Below are 17620 nucleotides of genomic sequence, written 5' to 3' on the forward strand. Positions count from 1 at the left end.
CGGCTTCCCCGGTGCCGGACACCGCTTCACGGGCCCCTCACACCGGATACGCCGTATGGATGTCGCCATCGCGAATCACGACTTCGACGACGCTGGTTTCCCGGCCGCTGCAACGCGCGGTTGGTGGCGGGGGCCCATTCCCGGAGGCGGTGCGGCGCGCCTCCGACCATCGCTGGCTGCGCTTCATGGCGTTCACGGACTGGTTCCACCACGACACGGCGGACGTGGCTTTCGCCGTACTCGACCCCAGCCGTACGCGGGTCGCGGTGCTGGCGGCGACCGATACGGATGCCGACGCCCACTTCTAGCAGAGGGTTCGCCGTGGGGCGTCGGTGCCGGTGGAGGTCCTGCAAAGCTCAGCCGTATGCGGCTGATCCATGCCGCCCTCGTCTTCTACGTCCCTCTGTCTCCGCCCCGCAGCGATGACAGGACAAGGCGCCCATACCGGGTGGTGAGGACTGCCGCTGCGGCGGCGACCGACAGGCCGAGTGCGATGAGCAGGTGTGCCATGGAGTGGTCGTCGAGGACTTGCAGGATGCCGAGGGCCGTGCCGAGGGGCAGGCCGAGAATCGTGAGGACGCCCAGGGCGCCGCTGATCTGCTGGCTTTCCTGGGTCTGTACGAGCCTGCTGTAGTCGGCGGCTTCGGCCAGGATCTCGTTGAAGCGGGCGGGCAGTCGGTGCTGGTTCTGGAAGGCCAGCAGAAGATCGTTCGCCGCGCCATGGGCGGTGAGGTGCTGTCTCCAGTAGGTGCTGCGGAACACTGCGATGTTCCTCTCCAGGGTGGCCACGCGGCGTGCCAGCCGGGAAGAGTTGAACACCTCGGATAGTTCGTCGGTGAGTTCGTCGATGTGATCGCGCTGGAGGGAACCGAGGAGCAGGGCGTCGAGGTAGACCGTACGGGAGTGCAGCGCACCGAATTCGAAGAAGTCGCCCGTGCCGGTGTCGGGCCGGTGGCCGAGGAACGCAGCGCCCTGCCGTAGAACCAGGGCGCTCCAGTCGGCGGAGATCCGTACGGTGTCCTTGAGTTGTGAGTCGACGGTCTCCGGTGGGAGGGGGAAGTCCTCCGGTGTGGAACGTGACGCCAGTTGCCACAGCCATCGGTCTGCTGTGGCGGGAAGCGCCCCTTCCAGGTCTGTGCGAAGAGCGGGGGCATCCTGCGTCGTCGGGGTCATGAAGCTGATGGTGTAGGGCCGGGCGATGGCGAACGGCGCGGTGGGGTTACGGACGTCCGCGATGCCGGCGAGCAGCCCGGCCGGGTCGAAGGGCCCGGTGAGGAGTTCCGTCGCGGTGCTCTGCCTCCGTCCGGCCAGCGCCCGCAGCACTGGCAGCAGTGGTCTGTCCACGCTGAAGTGCAGGACGGCGAGCGCGTGTTCGGGGTTGCGGGCGGTGGCCGCGCGCAGGAGTTCCATGCCAAGCAGGTGCAGTCCGTCGTGCTTGGTGTCCAGCGGCAGGTACCAGCGGCGAGGCCGCCCGGGCGCCCCGTAGAGGGCGCGGGCGGAGGCGGGCGCGAAGTACGTGGACCGGGCTACCGCGTCGGTACGGCGGCTGCCCAGCTCGAACGGGAACGGCCCTTCGGCCCAGCGGGGGGCATGTAGCAGCCGTACGGGCAGGACGACCGTCAGCTCCTGGCGCGCTCCCATGACGTCATCCAGGGGCGGAACACCGGCGGTCATCCGTAGTACTCGGCAGCTTCGGGCTGGTCGAGGCGGATGACGAACTCCGCCCGGTCGGGGCTTTCGGCGCTGACGTGGAAGCGGACGCGTTCGCCTGTGCGGACGGTCCGGAATCCCTCGGTCACGATCTGCCGGTAGTCGAAGCCGTAATACCGCTTGTCCTCGTCGTCCCGGATGATGTAGGAGCCGAGCGCGCCACTAGGTCCCCCGCCGCTCGGTCGCCTGTCGACGATGGTTCCCTGCCGCGGTCCGCCGCCACTCATACCGTCGGCTCCTCTTCTCCAGTGGTGTCGGCGACGATGTCCTGCACGCACCGGAAGCCAACCGCGTTGCTTCCGCCACGCTTTCGGTAGATGCCTTTGGTGCTGGCCTGCACCGCGCGCATCGGGTTGTCGTAGCTGCCGCCGCAGATGACCGCCTCGCCGGGATCGGTCAGGCTGGTGGAGGTCCATTCCCAGCAGTTGCCCACCATGTCGAGGACACCGAACGGGGAGCGGTTGCCGGGATGTTCGCCGACGGGGGTCACCCCGGCCCGGCGAACGGCGTCGTCCGCGAAGTCCCGGTACCACGCCTGGTACGTCACCACCGGTCGGCCGACCCACGAGTCGGCGCAGTTGACGCGAGCGCTGTCGGGCATGTCGCCCCAGGGGAACAGCCGCCCGTCGGTGCCGCGTGCGGCCGCCTCCCATTCGAGAGAGGTCGGCAGACGTTTGCCTTCGAATGCCGCGTAGGCGTACGCGCTCCACCAGTTGACGCAGATGGCCGGGTGGTCGTCGTAGCGCGAGTTCTCGTAGTAGTCGGGGCGGCGCAGCCGGTCGGTCCAAGGGTGGTGTGTGACGTGGGCGGGCTGGTCGGGGTGGTCCCACTGCGACGTGCCGTCCGATTCGAGCGCGTCGAGGAAGCCGCGGTAGTGGGCGACGGTCACCGCATGGCGGTCGAAGCGAACAGGACGCTGGACGTTACGGATCAGCAGCCGTTCGGCCGGACCGACCAGGTACGCCCCCGCGGGCAGTACGCAGTCGTCCGTTCCTGGGCTGCCGGGCATTCCGGCGAGGAAGGCACGCACCTGCTCGGTGAGGAAGGCGCCGTCGGGAATATCGGCTGCCGCGTCCAGGCTCGCGGGTCCGGCAAGATGTCGGGCGGCCAGCAGTTCCTGGTACGCAGTGTGCATGAACGCGACGTGATCCGGCCCGGCAGGGCGCAGCAGCGGTGCGAGAACGCACGCGTCGAGTTCGAGGCGTCCGTCCGTGAAGGCGTCTGCTCCCAGCTGCCGGTGCAGGTCGAGGAGAGAGAAGACGGTCCGGTCGGTGAGGAAGGCAGGTCCGAACGCGGCCGGCAGCTGCTGCTCCAGTTCGGGCCGCCCACGCTCGGTCAGCGTCCGCGTGATGTGTGCGCCGAGGATCTCCGCGAGCGTCCGCCCCGGCGGAAGCTCCAGCACTGCACTCAGACGCTTCTCCAGTGGCGTGGAATCAGGCTCGACCAGGCGTACGACATGGAAGTGCGGGACGCGCGACGGGTCGACGCCGTTCGCGTACATCTGCTCGACCAACTGCTCCGAGCGGCCTGCACCGCTGTCCAGCAGCTGACGCACCTGGGGCGAGTCCGCGAGGAAGGACACCCGCGAACTCATGACCACCGCCGATTCGGCGGACAGAACGGCTGCGAGATCCGCGAAGAGCCGCAGGAACCCTGCGGGGCTGGCCTCTTCGACACCTTCGTCGACAGCATCGAGCACACACAACGCCGTCCCCGAACGGATCAGGTAGAGGAACAGGTCGTAGGCACGCGAGCGTTCCGAGGCCATAGACGGCGCCAGGATGCGCCCCGCGTACTCGGAGAACGGTTCGTCCTTCGGTTTGAGACCGAGGTCGAAGTAGAAGCGGAATCGGCGGGTCTCGGGGTTGACGGCCAGGGAGCGCAGAAGCGTGCTCTTGCCGCTGCCCGGGCGACCGGTGACCAGGACGTTCGCGCTGCCGCGCGCGAGGCGCGCCAGCAACTCAGCCGCGTCTCCGGACCGCTCCACCTTCGACTCACCGGTGTGCGGATCCGTGGTCAGAGCCGCTGCGGCAACGGCGGTCCGCGGTTCGGCAGGGTAGTCCGCCGAAGCGAGGTCAGCGAGGTGCGTCTCGAGACTGACGATGGTGTCGACGAAACCGTCGTACCGCACGATCCGGAAGTCCAGGCCCAGCATCCGATGCAGGGCGCCGGGCGCCGCACCGCCGTCGTCGTCCACTACGACGAACCGGGTGAGCTTGGGCAGCCGGGTCCGCAGCAGCTCGCCACCGCTCGCGGCAAGGACGGTGCTCAGATCGTCCGCGTCCCTGGAGAGCATCAGCTCCACGTACTCCAGGCGCATACCCGACTCGCGGCAGAAGAGTTGATACACGGTGTCGGGGCTGAGGACGAACCGCTTGGCCTGCCGGTAGCCGAGGGTGACGTACAGCCCGGCCAGGAACTCGCAACGGCGCGCCACCTCGGGCGCCATGTCCGGTTCACCGCCAAGAAGCGCCGCGCTCCCGGTGTCGGTGAACCAGACCAGCACGTCGACGAGCCTGCGGACCGCCAGCAGTCCGTCCTCATCGCTGATGTCGTACCCGTCGTGTGTGGACCGGTTGCGGAGCCGCCGGATGTCTTCGAGCGCGTCGATGACCGTGCTGCTCCGGATGTGCGGACGACAGCGTTTGACGAGGTCGTTCAGGGCCTTGGTCGAGGGGTCGCCCTCGATGCCGTGGTGACGCCACAGCTCCTTGAGTAACTTCTCGGTCAGTTTGCCGATGAGGGCGACGGCGTTCTCGGGATAACCGTCGTTGAGGGACCTCAGCGGCCGTTCCAGATCGAGCCCCAGCCGATCGGCGATCCGCGAGTGATCGTCGAGTTCGCTCCGTAGGCGCCGCAGCCGTTCGTCGACCACGGTACTCACGTGTTCCCACCTCGCCGTTGCCCGAGGATGAACGTGAACCGGTCGGGAAACACCAGGACGGGCTCCGGATGAGCGATGCGCATCTCTTCGATGCCCTTCTCGATCTCGTTGTCACTGAAGGTGGAGAGCAGAGACATATAGCGGGCACGCACCATGCCGAGGTACCTGTCCCTGCCGATACGCAACTCGTGCTCGACGTGGGTGAGTTCGGCTTGCAGCCCTGCCGCGCGCAGATGCCGCTCGATGACGGCCGGGTTCGGCTGCAGCTCCTCGAAACGGTCGAGGGCCGCCTTGAAGAGTGGGTACTGGATGGTGGCCGGGAGCATCACCACCAGCAGACGGCCTCCGGGGGCCAGTTGGTCGCTGAGGCCCTGGAGCGTGTGCGCGGGGTCGGCCACATGATGCACCGACTCCTTCAACCACATCGCGTCGAGCTGCTCGTACGGCAGGTGGGCGCGCTGCTCGGCAATGTCCTCGGCGGACGCGACGATCGGCGTCAGATCGGGTGGCGGCGGTGTGCCCAGCCGACGGAGCATCGCCTCGGACGGATCGACGCAGAGAAGAGGACGGCGTGGCTGGACCTGTCTGGCTACTTCCTTGGCGAACAGGCCGGTGCCCGAGCCGATGTCGGCGATTCGGTCAATGGGACGGAGCCGCAACGCCTCGACGATCCGGCCGGACATCCAGGGAACGTAGTCGGGACCGTAGACCCAGTGCTCGTCGTACTCGGCTGCCAGCTCCTCGTAGTGCCCACGCGCGTCGCGCCGCTCCACGATCCCCCTCGTGCCCCGTGTGTCACCGCTTGTGCTCTGCTGCGTTGTGCCGTTCGTCCACGCAGCTCGTGGCGTCCTTGCCGGAAGTCGTCAGGCTATCGCGGGTGCCTGAACGGCAACAGTGCGTAATGCGACAGTGGCTGGGCGGTTGCATGCGTCTCGCGCAGCGCCGTCGTCGCGATGCCCTTTGGCTCAGCCAGGACGAACTTGCCGAGTTCAGCAGCGAGATGCGTACCACCGTCGCGTCCAGGATGGACAACGAACCCGCACTGGACCGCTCCCTCTGTCTCGCTCTGCGTCTCCGTGGTGTGATCCGCCGCGAGGTGGGCCCGCTAGGGCCGGACGGGTCGGGCAGTTGAGTGATTGACGGCAGTCCGGGAGCCTCTGTAATCTCAGGGTGAGTTTGCTTTGAAAACAAACTGTTCTGGAGGGTCTCCATGCCAGTTCCTCAGCACATCGACAGCCAAGCCGCCGGGCGGCAGTTGCTCGTCGGGCATCGGGAACTGCGTGCGCAGCTAGCGGCGTTGCGGGCCGCGCTCGACGAGGAGGGCGGGCTCGCGGAGGCCGTGGGTGGGGACGGCGACGGTGTCTCCCTCGTGCAGCAGTTACGCGCCCGCTGCCTCGAGTACTGCCTCGGGCTGCATCACCACCACACCATGGAGGATGGCGCCTTCCCCGTCTTCGAGCAGCGTTATCCCGAGATCGCCCCCGTCATTGAGCGGTTGCGGGAGGAGCATCGGCAGGTTGCCGCGGGGCTCGACCGGCTCACCAAGCTCGTGGAGAGTGACGACGGGCAGGATGTGAACTGGTTGCGGGGGGAGTTGGAGCGGACCGTGGCCGGTATCGAGGAGCATTTCGTCTACGAGGAGACGTACCTGCTGCCCGCCCTGGGGGTGACCCCGCCCGGCTCCACCTCCTAGGACGGCGCCGCACCACGGTCCGGTACCGTCCCCACCTCGTACGACAGCCCCGCCCCACCGTCCGGTACCGTGGCGGACCTGGAGGTCGAAGCGATGTCAGAGGAGACGGAGCCGGAGGCGGGTAGTCGTCTCAGCGCCGAAGAGGCGGTTCGGGCGATGCTGGTCACCCTGCCGCGGTTGGTCTCCCGTGCCAAGCGCACCCCCGTGCCCGAGCAGTTGCGCTCGTTGCGGCTGGCGCCCCGACATCTCTCCCTGCTGTCTTGCCTCATCTTCGACGGGCCCACGTCCGTCAAGGACCTCGCCGCGCGGCTGGAGGTCGCGCCGACTACGGTCAGCCTGATGGTCAGCGATCTGCAGCGCGAGGGGGTCGTGGAGCGCCGCTCCGATCCCGACGACCGTCGACGCAGCATCGTCTCGCTCACCGAGGACCCCACCACCCGCGCGGCCGTCGATGCCTGGCTGGCCAGCGGGGCCACGGCCTGGCGCAAGGTTTTCGACGACCTCAGTCCGCAGGACCGCGCGACCTTCGTACGGGCGATCCAGCGCTACGAGGAAGCCGTCGCCGAAGCACCCTGAACGTTACGAGGAAGCGGTCGCCGAAGCACCCTGAACGCCCTGGACGTCCTGGACGTCCTGGACGTCCTGAGCGCCCTGAAATCCTTGAACGGGGTCGGCCGCCGCCGGATACCTCGCCTTTCGCAGGCGGAACAGCGCCGCCGTGTACGGGCCCACCCCTCGCAGTGCCACCCGCGCCAGGTCCTCCGGGGTGTCCACGTCGAGCCGGATGCCGCAGTCGCTCGGCATGTCGACGGGGAACGCCCCGAGTGAGGTGTGCCGGTGTGCGGAGTCGGGGCCGAAGGCGGGTGCGAGGCCGGCGGTGGTGAGCGCGGTCAGGACGGTGGTTCCCTCGTCGGTGTGGTCGGCGACGAAGGCCCGATCATGATTCCGTGCCGCGCGCAGGACATGCTCCAGTTCGCGTGGACGCAGGCCCGGGAGGTCGGCGGTGAGTACAGCCACCGGACCCTCGGGGCCCACCGAGCGGCACTTGGCGGCCCCCAGGCGTATGGCGTCGTTGAGGTCGGGATCGGGTGCGTCCGGGCAGACCAGCGCGCCCAGGGTGCGGGCCTGTGAGGCGGCCAGCGGATCGGCCGTCACCACCACGACCGTACGGACCCCTTCGGTGTTCCGTACGGCCCACAGTGTGTCCAGGAAGAAGGCGTGGGCCAGTTCCTGGCGCCACGGCCCCAGCCCCGCCGCGAGCCGGCTCTTGGCCCTGCTGAACGACTTGACCGGGAGTACCACCGACCACACGTGCTCAGCCCTGCGTCCGGGCGCGCACCACGAGGTCGTCCCGCTCGATGACCCGGGACCGGCCGTGCAGCACACCGGACACCCGGACCAGGGTGTCCCGGACGAAGCAGGTCGGCTCCACCAGGACGGCACCCTGTGCGGAAGTGACCGTCACCGTCGCGTAGTAGCTGGTGGACACCGTGCCGTCGTCGGCCTCCTCGACCGTCATCATGTCGAACCAGTGCCGGGGCTGCGCGCCGTCGAACCTGCCCGCCGCCGCCCGCGCGCCCGCCTCGATCGCCTCGGGGCCGGTCAGTACGGTGCCGCCCGCGAGGCGGAACTCCGCGTCCGCGACGAACGTGGCGCCGAAACCGCCGAAGTCGTCCCCGTCCATCCGGTGCATCTGCCGGGCGTAGAACTGTGTCACCTCCACGTACAGCTCGGCGGAGGGGAGCTTGGGAGCGTTCTTCGTCGTTGCGTCCGTGATCGTCGTCGCGTCAGTGATTGTTGCCGCGTCAGTGGTCGTCGTCTCTTCAGTCGTCATGGTGGCGATGCTGTGGGCGCCTACTGGAGGCCGGATCGAGCGGCGGCGGAGCCGACGGAGTCCCCCTGCCGTCGAGCCGGTCTCCAGCAGCCGTCGAGTGCGACCGCACAGGGTGTGCCGCATGGCTGAATTCACCATCACCGAGTTCCAGAGCGTCGTGAACGCCTGCTTCGACGGAGCCACCAGTGAGGAGATCAAGGATTCCACGCTGCACACCGAGTTCACCGACCTCGGTTTCGACTCGCTCACCGTGTACGAGATCGTGACCCGCATCCAGGACGACTTCAAGGTCAGCGTGCCCGACGAACAGCTCGACGAACTCACCACCCCCGCCGCCCTCATCCAGTACGTCCAAGGTCAGCTCACCACTGTGTGATCCCCTGTGTGGTCCCGCTGTTCCCCCAGCCGGTGCAACGCCTCGGCGAACACCCGCGCGTCGGCCGGGCCACCGGCGTCCCGGCCGACGGCCAGCAGGGGGACCACCTCGCTGGCGCCGTCCCGCACCGCGGGGTGGTGCCGGGCGGGGGCGCTCAGGCTCCGGTCCGCGGAGCCGTCGAGCAGCAGCAGACCCGGCCGCCTCCCCAAGGTGTCCAGCAGTTCCCGCAGAGCCGGCCAGTACCGCACCGGGGCGGCCAACTGCCCGCCCCAGAAGTGCGGATCCCGCGCCTGCTCCGCGGTCACCGCGACCCCGGTGCGGGTGGAAACCACCGTGCCGGCGGCCGCCCGGGGAGCACGCGGCCCGAAACCCGCCAGTGCCTCGGCGAAGCGCAGCGCGGCTCCTTCCATGGCGGGGCTGTGGAAGGCGTGCCCCGAACGCAGCGCGCGCACCAGGAACCCGCGGTCCCGCAGCCGTTGCTCCACGGCGGCCAGCGCCTCCCTCGGGCCCGCCAGCACCGTCTGACGCGGCCCGTTGAGCGCCGCGACGGCCACCCCGGCGAAGGCCGTCCCGGCAGCCCCCCTCGCGACGGCCGCCCTGTCGGCCACCCTCGCGTCGGCCACCCCGGCCGCGGTCACCCCCGCGACAGCCACCCCGTCGGCTGTCCCCGACCCGGTCACCCCGTCGACTCCGACGGCCATCCCTTCGGCAGAACCGCTGAGTTCCGCCCCTTCGCCGAAACCCCCAAGCTCTTCTGCCAGTTGCCCCTCCGACGCCGCCACCGCGAGCATCCCGCCGTACCCCGTACCCTCCAGCGCCCGGGAGCGGGCGGCGGCCAGCGCGCCGATGTCCGCCGGATCGAAGACGCCCACCAGGCAGGCCGCCGCCAGCTCGCCCACACTGTGCCCGAGCAGCAGCGCGGGAGGCTCCGCCGCCGCGCCCACCGCACGTCCCAGCGCGTGACCCACGGCGAGCAGCAGCGGCTGCGCCACCGCCGACTCGTCCAGCTCCGGGTTGGGCGCGGGGCGCAGCCACGCCGACCGCAGCCGTGCGCCGGTCGTGCCTAGCCGGCCGAAGAACTCGTCCATGGGCGCGGTGAACTCCTCCCGCGCGCCGTACAGTCCGGCGGCCATACGTTCCCGCTGCGCACCCTGTCCGGGCAGCAGCAGCACACTTCGACGGCGCTCCACGGGACCTCCCTTGCCTCGGCCCCCGGCACCTCCGGCGGGCGGGCCGAGCCTGTCCGACCCGTCTCGACCTGGAGTGGACCACCGCTGGACCCGGCGAGACGGGGCCGCCAGTCGAATTCGAGCCGTGGTCAAGGGGTTGCGCCGACAGTCGAAGGCAGCCGAACGAGGGGCAGGACAGTGAACCGAAGTGTCGCAATCACCGGGATAGGCGTTGTCGCGCCGGGTGGGGTGGGCAAGAAGGCGTTCTGGGATCTCCTGGTCTCGGGCCGCACCGCCACCCGCACCATCTCCTTCTTCGACCCCTCCCGCTTCCGCTCACAGGTCGCCGCCGAAGTCGACTTCGATCCGCAGCGGTCCGGGCTCAGCCCGCGGGAGGCGAGGCGGCTGGACCGGGCCGCGCAGTTCGCCGTCGTCAGCGCCAGGGAGTGCATGGCGGACAGCGGCCTCGAATTCGTGGAACTCGATCCGCACCGCACCGGGGTGAGCGTCGGCAGCGCCGTCGGCGGCACCACGGGACTGGAACGCGAATACCTCGTCCTCAGCGACAGCGGCCGGCTGTGGGAGGTGGACAGCGACTATGTCTCGCCCCACCTCTTCGATGCCTTCGTGCCCAGTTCCCTGGCGGCCGAGGTGGCATGGACCGTGGGCGCCGAAGGCCCCGCCACGGTCGTCTCCACCGGCTGCACCTCCGGGCTGGACTCCGTGGGTTACGCGCGTGACCTCATCGCCGAGGGCACCGTCGACGTCATGATCGCCGGGGCGGCCGACACCCCGATCTCGCCGATCGCCGTCTCCTGCTTCGACGCCATCAAGGCCACCACGCCCCGCAACGACGACCCCGAGCACGCCTCCCGGCCCTTCGACCGCACCCGCAACGGCTTCGTACTCGCCGAGGGCGCCGCGATGTTCGTCCTGGAGGAACTGGAGCACGCGCGGGCCCGGGGCGCCCATGTCTACGGGGTCATCGGCGGCTACGCCACCCGCTGCAACGCGTACCACATGACGGGTCTGCGGCCGGACGGCCACGAGATGGCCGAGGCCATCCGGCACTCGCTGGACCAGGCGCGGCTCAACCCCGACCTCGTCGACTACGTCAACGCGCACGGCTCGGGCACCAAGCAGAACGACCGGCACGAGACGGCCGCCTTCAAGGAGACCCTCGGGCAGCACGCCTACGAGGTGCCGATCAGTTCCATCAAGTCCATGGTCGGGCACTCCCTGGGCGCCATCGGCTCCATCGAGATCGCCGCCTGCGCGCTGGCCATGGAGAACGGTGCCGTTCCCCCCACGGCCAACCTTCACGAGCCCGATCCCGAATGCGACCTGGACTACGTACCGAACGAGGCCCGGGAGCACGGCGTGGACGCCGTCCTCAGCGTGGGCAGCGGCTTCGGCGGCTTCCAGTCCGCCATGGTCATCACCCGAGAGGAAACCACGCGATGACACTGGCCACTCCCGCGGCCCAGGAGACCCCTGAGCGCACCGGGCGGCCGACCGCCGTCATCACCGGCATCGGCGTCGCCGCCCCCAACGGCCTCGGCACCGAGCAGTGGTGGCAGTCCACGCTGCAAGGCACGAGTGGTATCGGGCCGGTCGTCGACTACGACGCCTCGCGCTACCCGTCCCGGCTGGTCGGGCGGATCGCGGGGTTCGAAGCGGCCGAGCACATCCCGGGCCGACTGCTGCCGCAGACCGACCGGGTGACCCGGCTGGCCCTCGTCGCGGGGGCCGAGGCGCTGGCCGACGCCGACGCGAACCCCGCCGAACTGGCGGAACAGGACGGATACGGCGAGTACGGCTGCGGCGTGGTCACCTCCAACGCCACCGGTGGATTCGAGTTCACCCACCGGGAGATCCGCAAACTGTGGACCCAGGGCCCGCAGCAGGTCAGCGTCTACGAGTCCTTCGCCTGGTTCTACGCGGTCAACACCGGCCAGCTCTCCATCCGCCACAAACTGCGCGGACCCAGCGGCGTCCTCGTCTCCGAACAGGCGGGCGGACTCGACGCCATCGGCCAGTCCCGTCGCACACTGCGGCAGGGCGTCAAGCTCTCGCTGACCGGCGGCATGGACTCCTCCCTCGACCCCTGGGGCCTGGTCTCCCACCTCGCGAGCGGCCGGCTCTCCCGCTCCGACGACCCCGCCACCGCCTACCTGCCCTTCGACACCCGCGCCGCCGGTCAAGTGCCGGGCGAGGGGGGCGCGATGCTCGTACTGGAGGAGGAGACGGCGGCCCGTGCGCGCGGGGCCCGGGTGTACGGCGAGATCGCCGGATACGCGGCCACCTTCTCGCCCCGGCCGGGTTCCGGACGCCCTCCCGGTCTCGAACGCGCCGCACGACTCGCCCTCGCCGACAGCGGGCTGGGCGTCGAGGACGTGGACGTGGTCTTCGCCGACGCCGCGGGACTGCCCACGGCCGACGACGAAGAGGCCGCGGCACTGCGCGCCCTCTTCGGCCCCTACGGTGTGCCGGTCACCGCCCCCAAGACCCTCACGGGCCGGCTGTTCGGCGGTGGGGCCCCGCTCGACGTGGCCGCCGCCCTGCTCGCCCTGCGCGACGGCGTCATCCCGCCCACCGCGGGCATCGACCGCCCCGTTCCCGAGCACCGGCTCGACCTGGTGCGCGACACACCCCGCCAGGCGCCGCTGCGCACCGCGCTGGTGCTGGCGCGCGGCCACGGCGGCTTCAACGCCGCGGTCGTGGTCCGCTCGCCCGAGACCGCCTGACCTCCGCTTTCCACTGGCATCACCTCACCCCCACCCCCACCCCCATCCGATTCCGTACGCGAGGAGTTCACCTCATGACCATCACCCTCGACGACCTGGTCCTCGTGCTCACCGAGTGCGCCGGCGCCGACGACGACGTCACGCTCACCGGCCAGAACCTGGACCTGCCCTTCACCGACCTCGGCTACGACTCGCTGGCGCTGCTGGAGACGGCGGCCCTGATGAAGCACCGGTTCGGGGTCGAGCTCACCGACGAGGAGGTCACCGGGATCGAGACGCCCCGGGAGTTCCTCGACCGGGTCAACCACGCCGCGGCCCAGGCCGCCTGAGAGAACGGGCCCGACACCATGGAGCAGGTACAGGCACCCCGGGGCACTGCCGTCGTCACCGGAGCGACCCGGGGCATCGGACGGTCCGTCGCGGCCTCCCTGGGCGCGCTCGGACACCCCGTCTACCTCTGCGCCCGGGACGAGGAAGCCCTCACCCAGACCGTCAAGGAGCTCCAGGAGAGCGGTGTGACGGCCGACGGAACCGTGTGCGACGTGACCTCGGCGGAGAGCGTGCAGCGGTTCGTCCAGTCCGCCGTCGACCGGTTCGGTCCTGTGGAGGTCCTGGTGAACAACGCCGGGCGCAGCGGCGGCGGCGTCACCGCGGAGATCCCCGACGAGCTCTGGTTCGACGTCATCAACACCAACCTCAACAGCGTCTTCCTGGTCACCAAGCAGGTGCTGACCACCGGCCGGATGCGTGAGCTGAAGCGCGCCAGGATCGTCAGCATCGCCTCCACGGGCGGCAAGCAGGGCGTCGTGTTCGGCGCGCCCTACTCGGCCTCCAAACACGGCGTCGTCGGGTTCACCAAGGCCCTCGGCCTCGAACTGGCCAAGAGCGGAATCACCGTCAACGCGGTCTGCCCCGGCTATGTGGAGACGCCCATGGCGGGCAACGTGCGCCAGCACTACGCCCGTATCTGGAACACCACCGAGGACGAGGTCCTGGAGCGGTTCAACGCCAAGATCCCCCTCGGCCGCTACACCGACCCCGACGAGGTCGCCGCCATGGTGGCGTACCTGGTCTCGGACGCGGCGGCGGCCGTCACCGCGCAGGCGATCAACGTCTGCGGAGGCCTCGGAAACTACTGAGCCGCCTCGCACATCACTGAGATCTCGCACATCACTGAGGTTGAGGAGAACCACCGCGTGGACACGGAGACGCACGAGAGGACCGCGGACAGCCCCACCCGCAGCGCCGAGCACGTGACCGAGCTGGCCGCGTCGGCCCGCCGCGCCTACGCGCTCATCGAGGACGTCGGCCGCTGGCCGCTGCTCTTCGCGCCCTGCATCTGGTCCCAGGAACTGGAACGCACCGGCGACATCCAGCGCATCAGGCTCTGGGCGGTCGTCGGCAACGGGGTGCGCAGCTGGACCTCGCGGCGCGTGCTCGACCCGGCGGGCAACCGGATCGACTTCGCACAGGAGACCCCGGCCGCGCCGCTCACCGAGATGTCGGGTCACTGGCGGTTCCAGGACGCCTCGCCGGGCAGCCCCGGGCGGCTGGAACTGGGGCACCGGTGGACCACCGACGGCGATCCGGGCGCGGCCGACCGCATCGCCGCCGCGCTGGACTCCAACAGCACAGTAGAGATCGGGGCGCTCCGGTCCTGGGCGGAACGCCCCGAGGAGCCGGACGAGCTGATCCTGAGCTTCAGCGACGACGAACTCATAGCCGCGCCGGCAGCGGAGGTCTACGACTTCCTGTACCGCGCCGATCTGTGGCCCGAGCGGCTGCCGCACGTGGCCGGGCTCGACCTGGAGACCACCCCGGCGGAGGCCGCCACCGCGGGCGCCGAGGTGCAGACGATGGACATGGAGACCTCCGCCGCGGACGGCAGCAAGCACACCACCCAGTCGGTGCGGCTGTGCTTCGAGGGCGAGCGGATCGTCTACAAGCAGACCACCCCGCCGCGCGGACTGCTGGCCCACTCCGGCGAGTGGCTCTTCAGCAGCGGTCCTGAGGGCACCCTGGTCACCGCCCGGCACACGGTGGCCCTCGATCCCGCCGCCGTGGAGAGCGTCTTCGGACCGGGCACCACCATCGCCCAGGCCCTCCTCAGGGCCCGGGACATCATCGGCGCCAACAGCCGGGGCACCCTTCGGACGGCCCGGAGCCATCTCGGGCAGGGGGCCGCCGCGTGAGTGGCCGCACCGTGACCGGGGCCCGGACCGCCACCCCGGGAAGGCTGGAAGAGCTGGCGGACGGCGTGTTCGCGTACATCCAGCCCGACGGCGGCTGGTGCGTCAGCAACGCGGGCATCCTGCTGGAACCGGGGCGGGGCGGCGGACCCGTGCTGGTGGACACGGCCGCCACCCACGAGCGGGCGCGGGCCATGCGGGCCGCCCTCGGCGGGCTCACGCCCGAGTCCCCGCGGCTGATCGTCAACACCCATTTCCACGGCGACCACACCTTCGGCAACGCCGTACTGGCGGGCCCGGGCACCGTCGTCGTCGCGCACGAGCGCACCCGTACGGAGATGGCGGCCGCCGGACTCGGTCTGACCGCGCTGTGGCCCGACGTCGAGTGGGGCGGCATCGAGTTGATGCTGCCCGACCTGACGTACCGCCAGGGGCTCACCCTCCACCAGGGGGAGCGCCGGATCGAGCTGATCCACCCGGGCCCCGCGCACACCACCAACGACACGCTGGTGTGGCTGCCCGAGGAGCGCGTGCTGTTCGCCGGCGACGTCGTGCTTCCCGGCTGTACGCCGTTCGTGCTGATGGGCTCCGTCGCCGGGTCCCTCGCCGCCCTGGAACTCCTGCGGAAGCTGGACCCGCTGACCGTTGTCGGCGGCCACGGACCCGTCAGCGGCCCCGAGGCGCTGACACAGACCGAGGAGTACTTCCACTGGCTGACGGAACTTGCCGCCAAGGGCAGGGCGGCGGGACTCACCCCCCTCCAGCTCGCCCGCGAGACGGGACCCGGTCCCTACGGCGACCTGCGCGATCCCGAGCGGTTGCCGGCCAACCTGCACCGGGCCTACGCGGAACTGGCCGGCGAAGAGCTCGGCAGCGCCCTCGACGTCGTGTCGGTCTTCGGCGAGATGGTCGAGTACAACGGGGGTGTACTTCCCCTCTCCCACGCCTGAGAGCCGTACTGGCAGCACAACTCGGCGCGGCGGTGGTGAATTCACCACCGCCGCGCCGACGCGTCCCACATCCCGCCCGAACTGCCGTGACAGAGCCGGCCGGCCCCGTCTCCCGGGGCCGGCCGGCTCTGTCCGCGTTGCGTGGCCGCTACCGCGCCGCTGCCGGACCGCTGGTCTGCGTGGTCTCCGTGGTCCACAGCCGTCCCTCGGCGTAGGCGAGCGCCGCCGATTCGAACTGGAGCGCCACGTGGGTGGCCGAGGTGTTGACGTCCCGCCAGTAACGCTGCAGCGGGGCGCTCTCCCCGTAACCCGTGGTGCCGCCGTTCGCCGCGAGCCGGTTGACCGCGGAGGCCAGCATCCGTACCGACAGGGCGGTGTCGCGCAGATTGCGCCGGGTCTGCTCGGGAGTCACCTCCGCGCCCAGGTCGGCGACGCGCGCGCACCGCTCCAGGAGCAGCCGTGCGGCGTCCGTCTCACCGGCCGAGTGGGCCAGCACGCCGGCGAGCGCCTCGCGGCTGGGGCCCGGCGCCTGGGGCCGCAGGAGTACGGAGCGCGCCTTGACCACCGCGTAGGCCGACCACTGGCCGAGCGCGCCCTCGGCGGCGCCAAGGAGCGGCCCGGCGAAGGAGAGACCGTTGGCAGCTTCCAGCGGCACGGTGTGACAGGCCGCCGTGGACGCCGTGGGGCGGCCCGTCAGCAGGTCGGCCCGGGCGAAGGCGCGCCGCTCGGGAACGAACACGTCGGAGGCGACCACCGTGTGGCTGCCGGTGGCCCGCATGCCGACGCTCTCCCAGCTCTCCACGACCTCCACCTCGTCCCGGGGAACCGCGAAGACCCGGGGCCCGGCCCCGTCGGGCAGCGTGCCGCAGAGCAGCAGCCAGTCCGCGTACGCGACGGCGCTGATGTAGGGCCAGCGCCCGGACAGTGTCCAGCCGCCGGCCGCGGGGGCGGCCTTCCCGAAGGGGGAGAGGGAGCCGACGACGAGCGCGTCGGGCCCCTGCGCCCACACCTCCCGGTAGCCCTCGGCGGGCAGATACGCCGCCATCCGGCCCAGGTTGGCAGCGAGCGAGGCGCACCAGGCGGTGGCGGGGCAGGCGGCGCCGACCCGCGCCACCGCCTCGGTGAGCTCCGCGAAGGTGCCCTCGGAGCCGCCGCACTCCCGGGGTACGAAGTGCCGGGCGAAGCCGGCCTCGACCAGCAGTTTGACCACGTCGGGGTCGAGCTTGCGGGCCTCCTCGGCCCCTCGCGCGGATTCGGCGGCCTGTTGGGCCAGTTCCTCGGTGTCCAGCATCCTTGCGCCTCCCATGGACCGCGTCGTGCGGGGAAGCAGCCGTGGGCATGGACGTCGCGCTCCAGGCGGCCATGCCGTCAGCGGCGTGCGTTCGCGCACCCGTCGTCCGCCACGGTCCCGGCCTCCGCTGGAAGGCGGCTGGAGGTCGGCTCGACAGCGGCCGCCGTCACCGCTCCCGACTCCAGCGTGCTGCGCAGGAGCTGGTCGAAGCCGGCCTTGATCCGCTCCGGCGAGAAGCCCCTGACCCGGCACTGGTGGTCGATCAGGCTGGGCGCGAAGGGGGCCAGCAGCGCGTCCGCCAGAAAGTCCGCGTCGGCATCCGGGCGCAGCTCGGCGATCAGCCGGCCGGCGTGCGCGTGCTGAAAGTCGTAGGAGGCGCTGAGGTAACGCGCGGGCGGCGAACTGGACTCGGCGAGCAGCAGCAGTTCCCGCTGCCCGACGGAGAGGTCGACGAGCGCGTGCAGGAAGGCACGCAGCCGGTCACCGGCGTCGGCCCGCGGCCCCAAGGGAGGCGGGCCCTCCACCACCCGGGCCCGGAACAGCTGATGCTGTTCCTCCAGGAGCGCGAAGACCAGTCCGGCGCGGTCGCCGAAGCGGCGGTAGACCGTGCCCACGCCCACGTCCGCCGCCCGGGCCACTTCGTCGAGGGAGAGCCGCTCAGCGGCTCCGGCGGCCACCAGACGGGCGGCCGCGGCCAGGATCTTCTGTCGGTTGCGCACCGCGTCGGCGCGTTCGGATGGGGCTGCGGCCATGGCCGTGAGCATAGTTCGGCCCCTC

19 protein-coding genes are annotated in these 17620 nt (G+C 70.7%); 10 read left to right on the top strand and 9 right to left on the bottom strand.

Features of this window, described 5'->3' with window-relative positions; translation table 11 throughout:
• Window positions 1-59 precede the first annotated feature (59 nt).
• Entirely contained in the window at window positions 60-308 is a 249-nt protein-coding gene (locus QF035_RS36445; protein WP_307525050.1) for a DUF6183 family protein, read from the top strand.
• A gap of 85 nt (window positions 309-393) precedes the next feature.
• Here the strand turns inward: QF035_RS36445 and QF035_RS36450 are convergent, their stop codons facing one another.
• The 4 genes from QF035_RS36450 to QF035_RS36465 are packed head-to-tail and all read right to left on the bottom strand — an operon-like array spanning window position 394 to window position 5367.
• Window positions 394-1641, bottom strand: a complete 1248-nt coding sequence (locus tag QF035_RS36450; RefSeq protein WP_307525052.1) for a hypothetical protein — start codon at window positions 1639-1641, stop codon at window positions 394-396.
• A gap of 29 nt (window positions 1642-1670) precedes the next feature.
• Window positions 1671-1937, bottom strand: coding sequence for a hypothetical protein (locus QF035_RS36455; RefSeq protein WP_307525054.1), 267 nt, complete (start codon window positions 1935-1937; stop codon window positions 1671-1673).
• Window positions 1934-4594 (bottom strand): SUMF1/EgtB/PvdO family nonheme iron enzyme, encoded by a 2661-nt coding sequence (locus tag QF035_RS36460; RefSeq protein WP_307525056.1) that lies wholly within the window; start codon window positions 4592-4594, stop codon window positions 1934-1936. Before QF035_RS36460 ends, QF035_RS36455 begins: the two co-directional genes overlap by 4 nt.
• Complete coding sequence (locus tag QF035_RS36465; RefSeq protein WP_307525059.1) at window positions 4591-5367, bottom strand: class I SAM-dependent methyltransferase; 777 nt, start codon at window positions 5365-5367, stop codon at window positions 4591-4593. Before QF035_RS36465 ends, QF035_RS36460 begins: the two co-directional genes overlap by 4 nt.
• Window positions 5368-5804: 437 nt before the next feature.
• On the opposite strand from QF035_RS36465, the gene QF035_RS36470 reads away from it, so the two are divergent.
• Window positions 5805-6287, top strand: coding sequence for a hemerythrin domain-containing protein (locus QF035_RS36470; RefSeq protein ID WP_307525061.1), 483 nt, complete (start codon window positions 5805-5807; stop codon window positions 6285-6287).
• A gap of 93 nt (window positions 6288-6380) precedes the next feature.
• Window positions 6381-6863 carry a MarR family winged helix-turn-helix transcriptional regulator gene (locus QF035_RS36475; protein WP_307525063.1) on the top strand — a complete coding sequence of 161 codons (483 nt, stop codon included), beginning with the start codon at window positions 6381-6383 and terminating at the stop codon, window positions 6861-6863.
• Between the two features lie 3 nt (window positions 6864-6866).
• Here the strand turns inward: QF035_RS36475 and cofC are convergent, their stop codons facing one another.
• Both cofC and QF035_RS36485 read right to left on the bottom strand, forming a co-directional pair.
• Window positions 6867-7598, bottom strand: coding sequence for a 2-phospho-L-lactate guanylyltransferase (gene cofC, locus QF035_RS36480; protein WP_307525065.1), 732 nt, complete (start codon window positions 7596-7598; stop codon window positions 6867-6869).
• A 4-nt stretch (window positions 7599-7602) separates the two neighbouring features.
• Entirely contained in the window at window positions 7603-8121 is a 519-nt protein-coding gene (locus tag QF035_RS36485; RefSeq protein ID WP_307525066.1) for a nuclear transport factor 2 family protein, read from the bottom strand.
• A 121-nt stretch (window positions 8122-8242) separates the two neighbouring features.
• On the opposite strand from QF035_RS36485, the gene QF035_RS36490 reads away from it, so the two are divergent.
• Window positions 8243-8497 carry an acyl carrier protein gene (locus QF035_RS36490; RefSeq protein ID WP_055613729.1) on the top strand — a complete coding sequence of 85 codons (255 nt, stop codon included), beginning with the start codon at window positions 8243-8245 and terminating at the stop codon, window positions 8495-8497.
• Here the strand turns inward: QF035_RS36490 and QF035_RS36495 are convergent.
• Window positions 8479-9687, bottom strand: coding sequence for an acyltransferase domain-containing protein (locus QF035_RS36495; protein ID WP_307525069.1), 1209 nt, complete (start codon window positions 9685-9687; stop codon window positions 8479-8481). The genes QF035_RS36490 and QF035_RS36495 overlap by 19 nt on opposite strands.
• Before the next feature lie 177 nt (window positions 9688-9864).
• On the opposite strand from QF035_RS36495, the gene QF035_RS36500 reads away from it, so the two are divergent.
• The 6 genes from QF035_RS36500 to QF035_RS36525 all read left to right on the top strand — a co-directional run bounded on the left by QF035_RS36500 (window position 9865) and on the right by QF035_RS36525 (window position 15552).
• The gene (locus tag QF035_RS36500; protein ID WP_266740359.1) at window positions 9865-11130 is read left to right on the top strand and encodes a beta-ketoacyl-[acyl-carrier-protein] synthase family protein; all 1266 of its coding nucleotides are present in this window, start codon (window positions 9865-9867) and stop codon (window positions 11128-11130) included.
• Window positions 11127-12413: a ketosynthase chain-length factor gene (locus QF035_RS36505; protein ID WP_307525072.1), complete on the top strand. Its 1287-nt coding sequence runs from the start codon at window positions 11127-11129 to the stop codon at window positions 12411-12413. The genes QF035_RS36500 and QF035_RS36505 overlap by 4 nt, the downstream gene beginning before the upstream one ends.
• Window positions 12414-12487: 74 nt before the next feature.
• Complete coding sequence (locus tag QF035_RS36510) at window positions 12488-12742, top strand: acyl carrier protein (RefSeq protein WP_307525074.1); 255 nt, start codon at window positions 12488-12490, stop codon at window positions 12740-12742.
• Window positions 12743-12760: 18 nt separating this feature from the next.
• Complete coding sequence (locus tag QF035_RS36515) at window positions 12761-13552, top strand: SDR family NAD(P)-dependent oxidoreductase (protein WP_055613724.1); 792 nt, start codon at window positions 12761-12763, stop codon at window positions 13550-13552.
• A gap of 57 nt (window positions 13553-13609) precedes the next feature.
• Window positions 13610-14605, top strand: a complete 996-nt coding sequence (locus QF035_RS36520) for an aromatase/cyclase (protein WP_307525078.1) — start codon at window positions 13610-13612, stop codon at window positions 14603-14605.
• Window positions 14602-15552 carry an MBL fold metallo-hydrolase gene (locus QF035_RS36525; protein ID WP_307525080.1) on the top strand — a complete coding sequence of 317 codons (951 nt, stop codon included), beginning with the start codon at window positions 14602-14604 and terminating at the stop codon, window positions 15550-15552. The genes QF035_RS36520 and QF035_RS36525 overlap by 4 nt, the downstream gene beginning before the upstream one ends.
• Before the next feature lie 148 nt (window positions 15553-15700).
• On the opposite strand, the gene QF035_RS36530 is transcribed toward QF035_RS36525, so the two are convergent.
• Complete coding sequence (locus QF035_RS36530; RefSeq protein ID WP_307525082.1) at window positions 15701-16843, bottom strand: acyl-CoA dehydrogenase family protein; 1143 nt, start codon at window positions 16841-16843, stop codon at window positions 15701-15703.
• A 77-nt stretch (window positions 16844-16920) separates the two neighbouring features.
• Window positions 16921-17595 (bottom strand): TetR/AcrR family transcriptional regulator, encoded by a 675-nt coding sequence (locus tag QF035_RS36535; protein WP_307525083.1) that lies wholly within the window; start codon window positions 17593-17595, stop codon window positions 16921-16923.
• Between the last annotated feature and the right edge of the window lie 25 nt (window positions 17596-17620).

The organism is Streptomyces umbrinus (genome assembly GCF_030817415.1).
In the GTDB taxonomy this organism is placed as follows: domain Bacteria; phylum Actinomycetota; class Actinomycetes; order Streptomycetales; family Streptomycetaceae; genus Streptomyces; species Streptomyces umbrinus_A.

Bases quoted from the DNA above. Each gene is read 5' to 3' on its own strand.
- QF035_RS36515 (WP_055613724.1), top strand. From the start codon at position 12,761: ATGGAGCAGGTACAGGCACCCCGGGGCACTGCCGTCGTCACCGGAGCG.
- QF035_RS36530 (WP_307525082.1), bottom strand. From the start codon at position 16,843: ATGCTGGACACCGAGGAACTGGCCCAACAGGCCGCCGAATCCGCGCGA.
- QF035_RS36475 (WP_307525063.1), top strand. From the start codon at position 6,381: ATGTCAGAGGAGACGGAGCCGGAGGCGGGTAGTCGTCTCAGCGCCGAA.
- QF035_RS36470 (WP_307525061.1), top strand. From the start codon at position 5,805: ATGCCAGTTCCTCAGCACATCGACAGCCAAGCCGCCGGGCGGCAGTTG.
- QF035_RS36490 (WP_055613729.1), top strand. From the start codon at position 8,243: ATGGCTGAATTCACCATCACCGAGTTCCAGAGCGTCGTGAACGCCTGC.
- QF035_RS36485 (WP_307525066.1), bottom strand. From the start codon at position 8,121: ATGACGACTGAAGAGACGACGACCACTGACGCGGCAACAATCACTGAC.
- QF035_RS36505 (WP_307525072.1), top strand. From the start codon at position 11,127: ATGACACTGGCCACTCCCGCGGCCCAGGAGACCCCTGAGCGCACCGGG.
- QF035_RS36535 (WP_307525083.1), bottom strand. From the start codon at position 17,595: ATGGCCGCAGCCCCATCCGAACGCGCCGACGCGGTGCGCAACCGACAG.
- QF035_RS36510 (WP_307525074.1), top strand. From the start codon at position 12,488: ATGACCATCACCCTCGACGACCTGGTCCTCGTGCTCACCGAGTGCGCC.
- QF035_RS36445 (WP_307525050.1), top strand. From the start codon at position 60: ATGTCGCCATCGCGAATCACGACTTCGACGACGCTGGTTTCCCGGCCG.
- QF035_RS36455 (WP_307525054.1), bottom strand. From the start codon at position 1,937: ATGAGTGGCGGCGGACCGCGGCAGGGAACCATCGTCGACAGGCGACCG.
- QF035_RS36450 (WP_307525052.1), bottom strand. From the start codon at position 1,641: ATGGGAGCGCGCCAGGAGCTGACGGTCGTCCTGCCCGTACGGCTGCTA.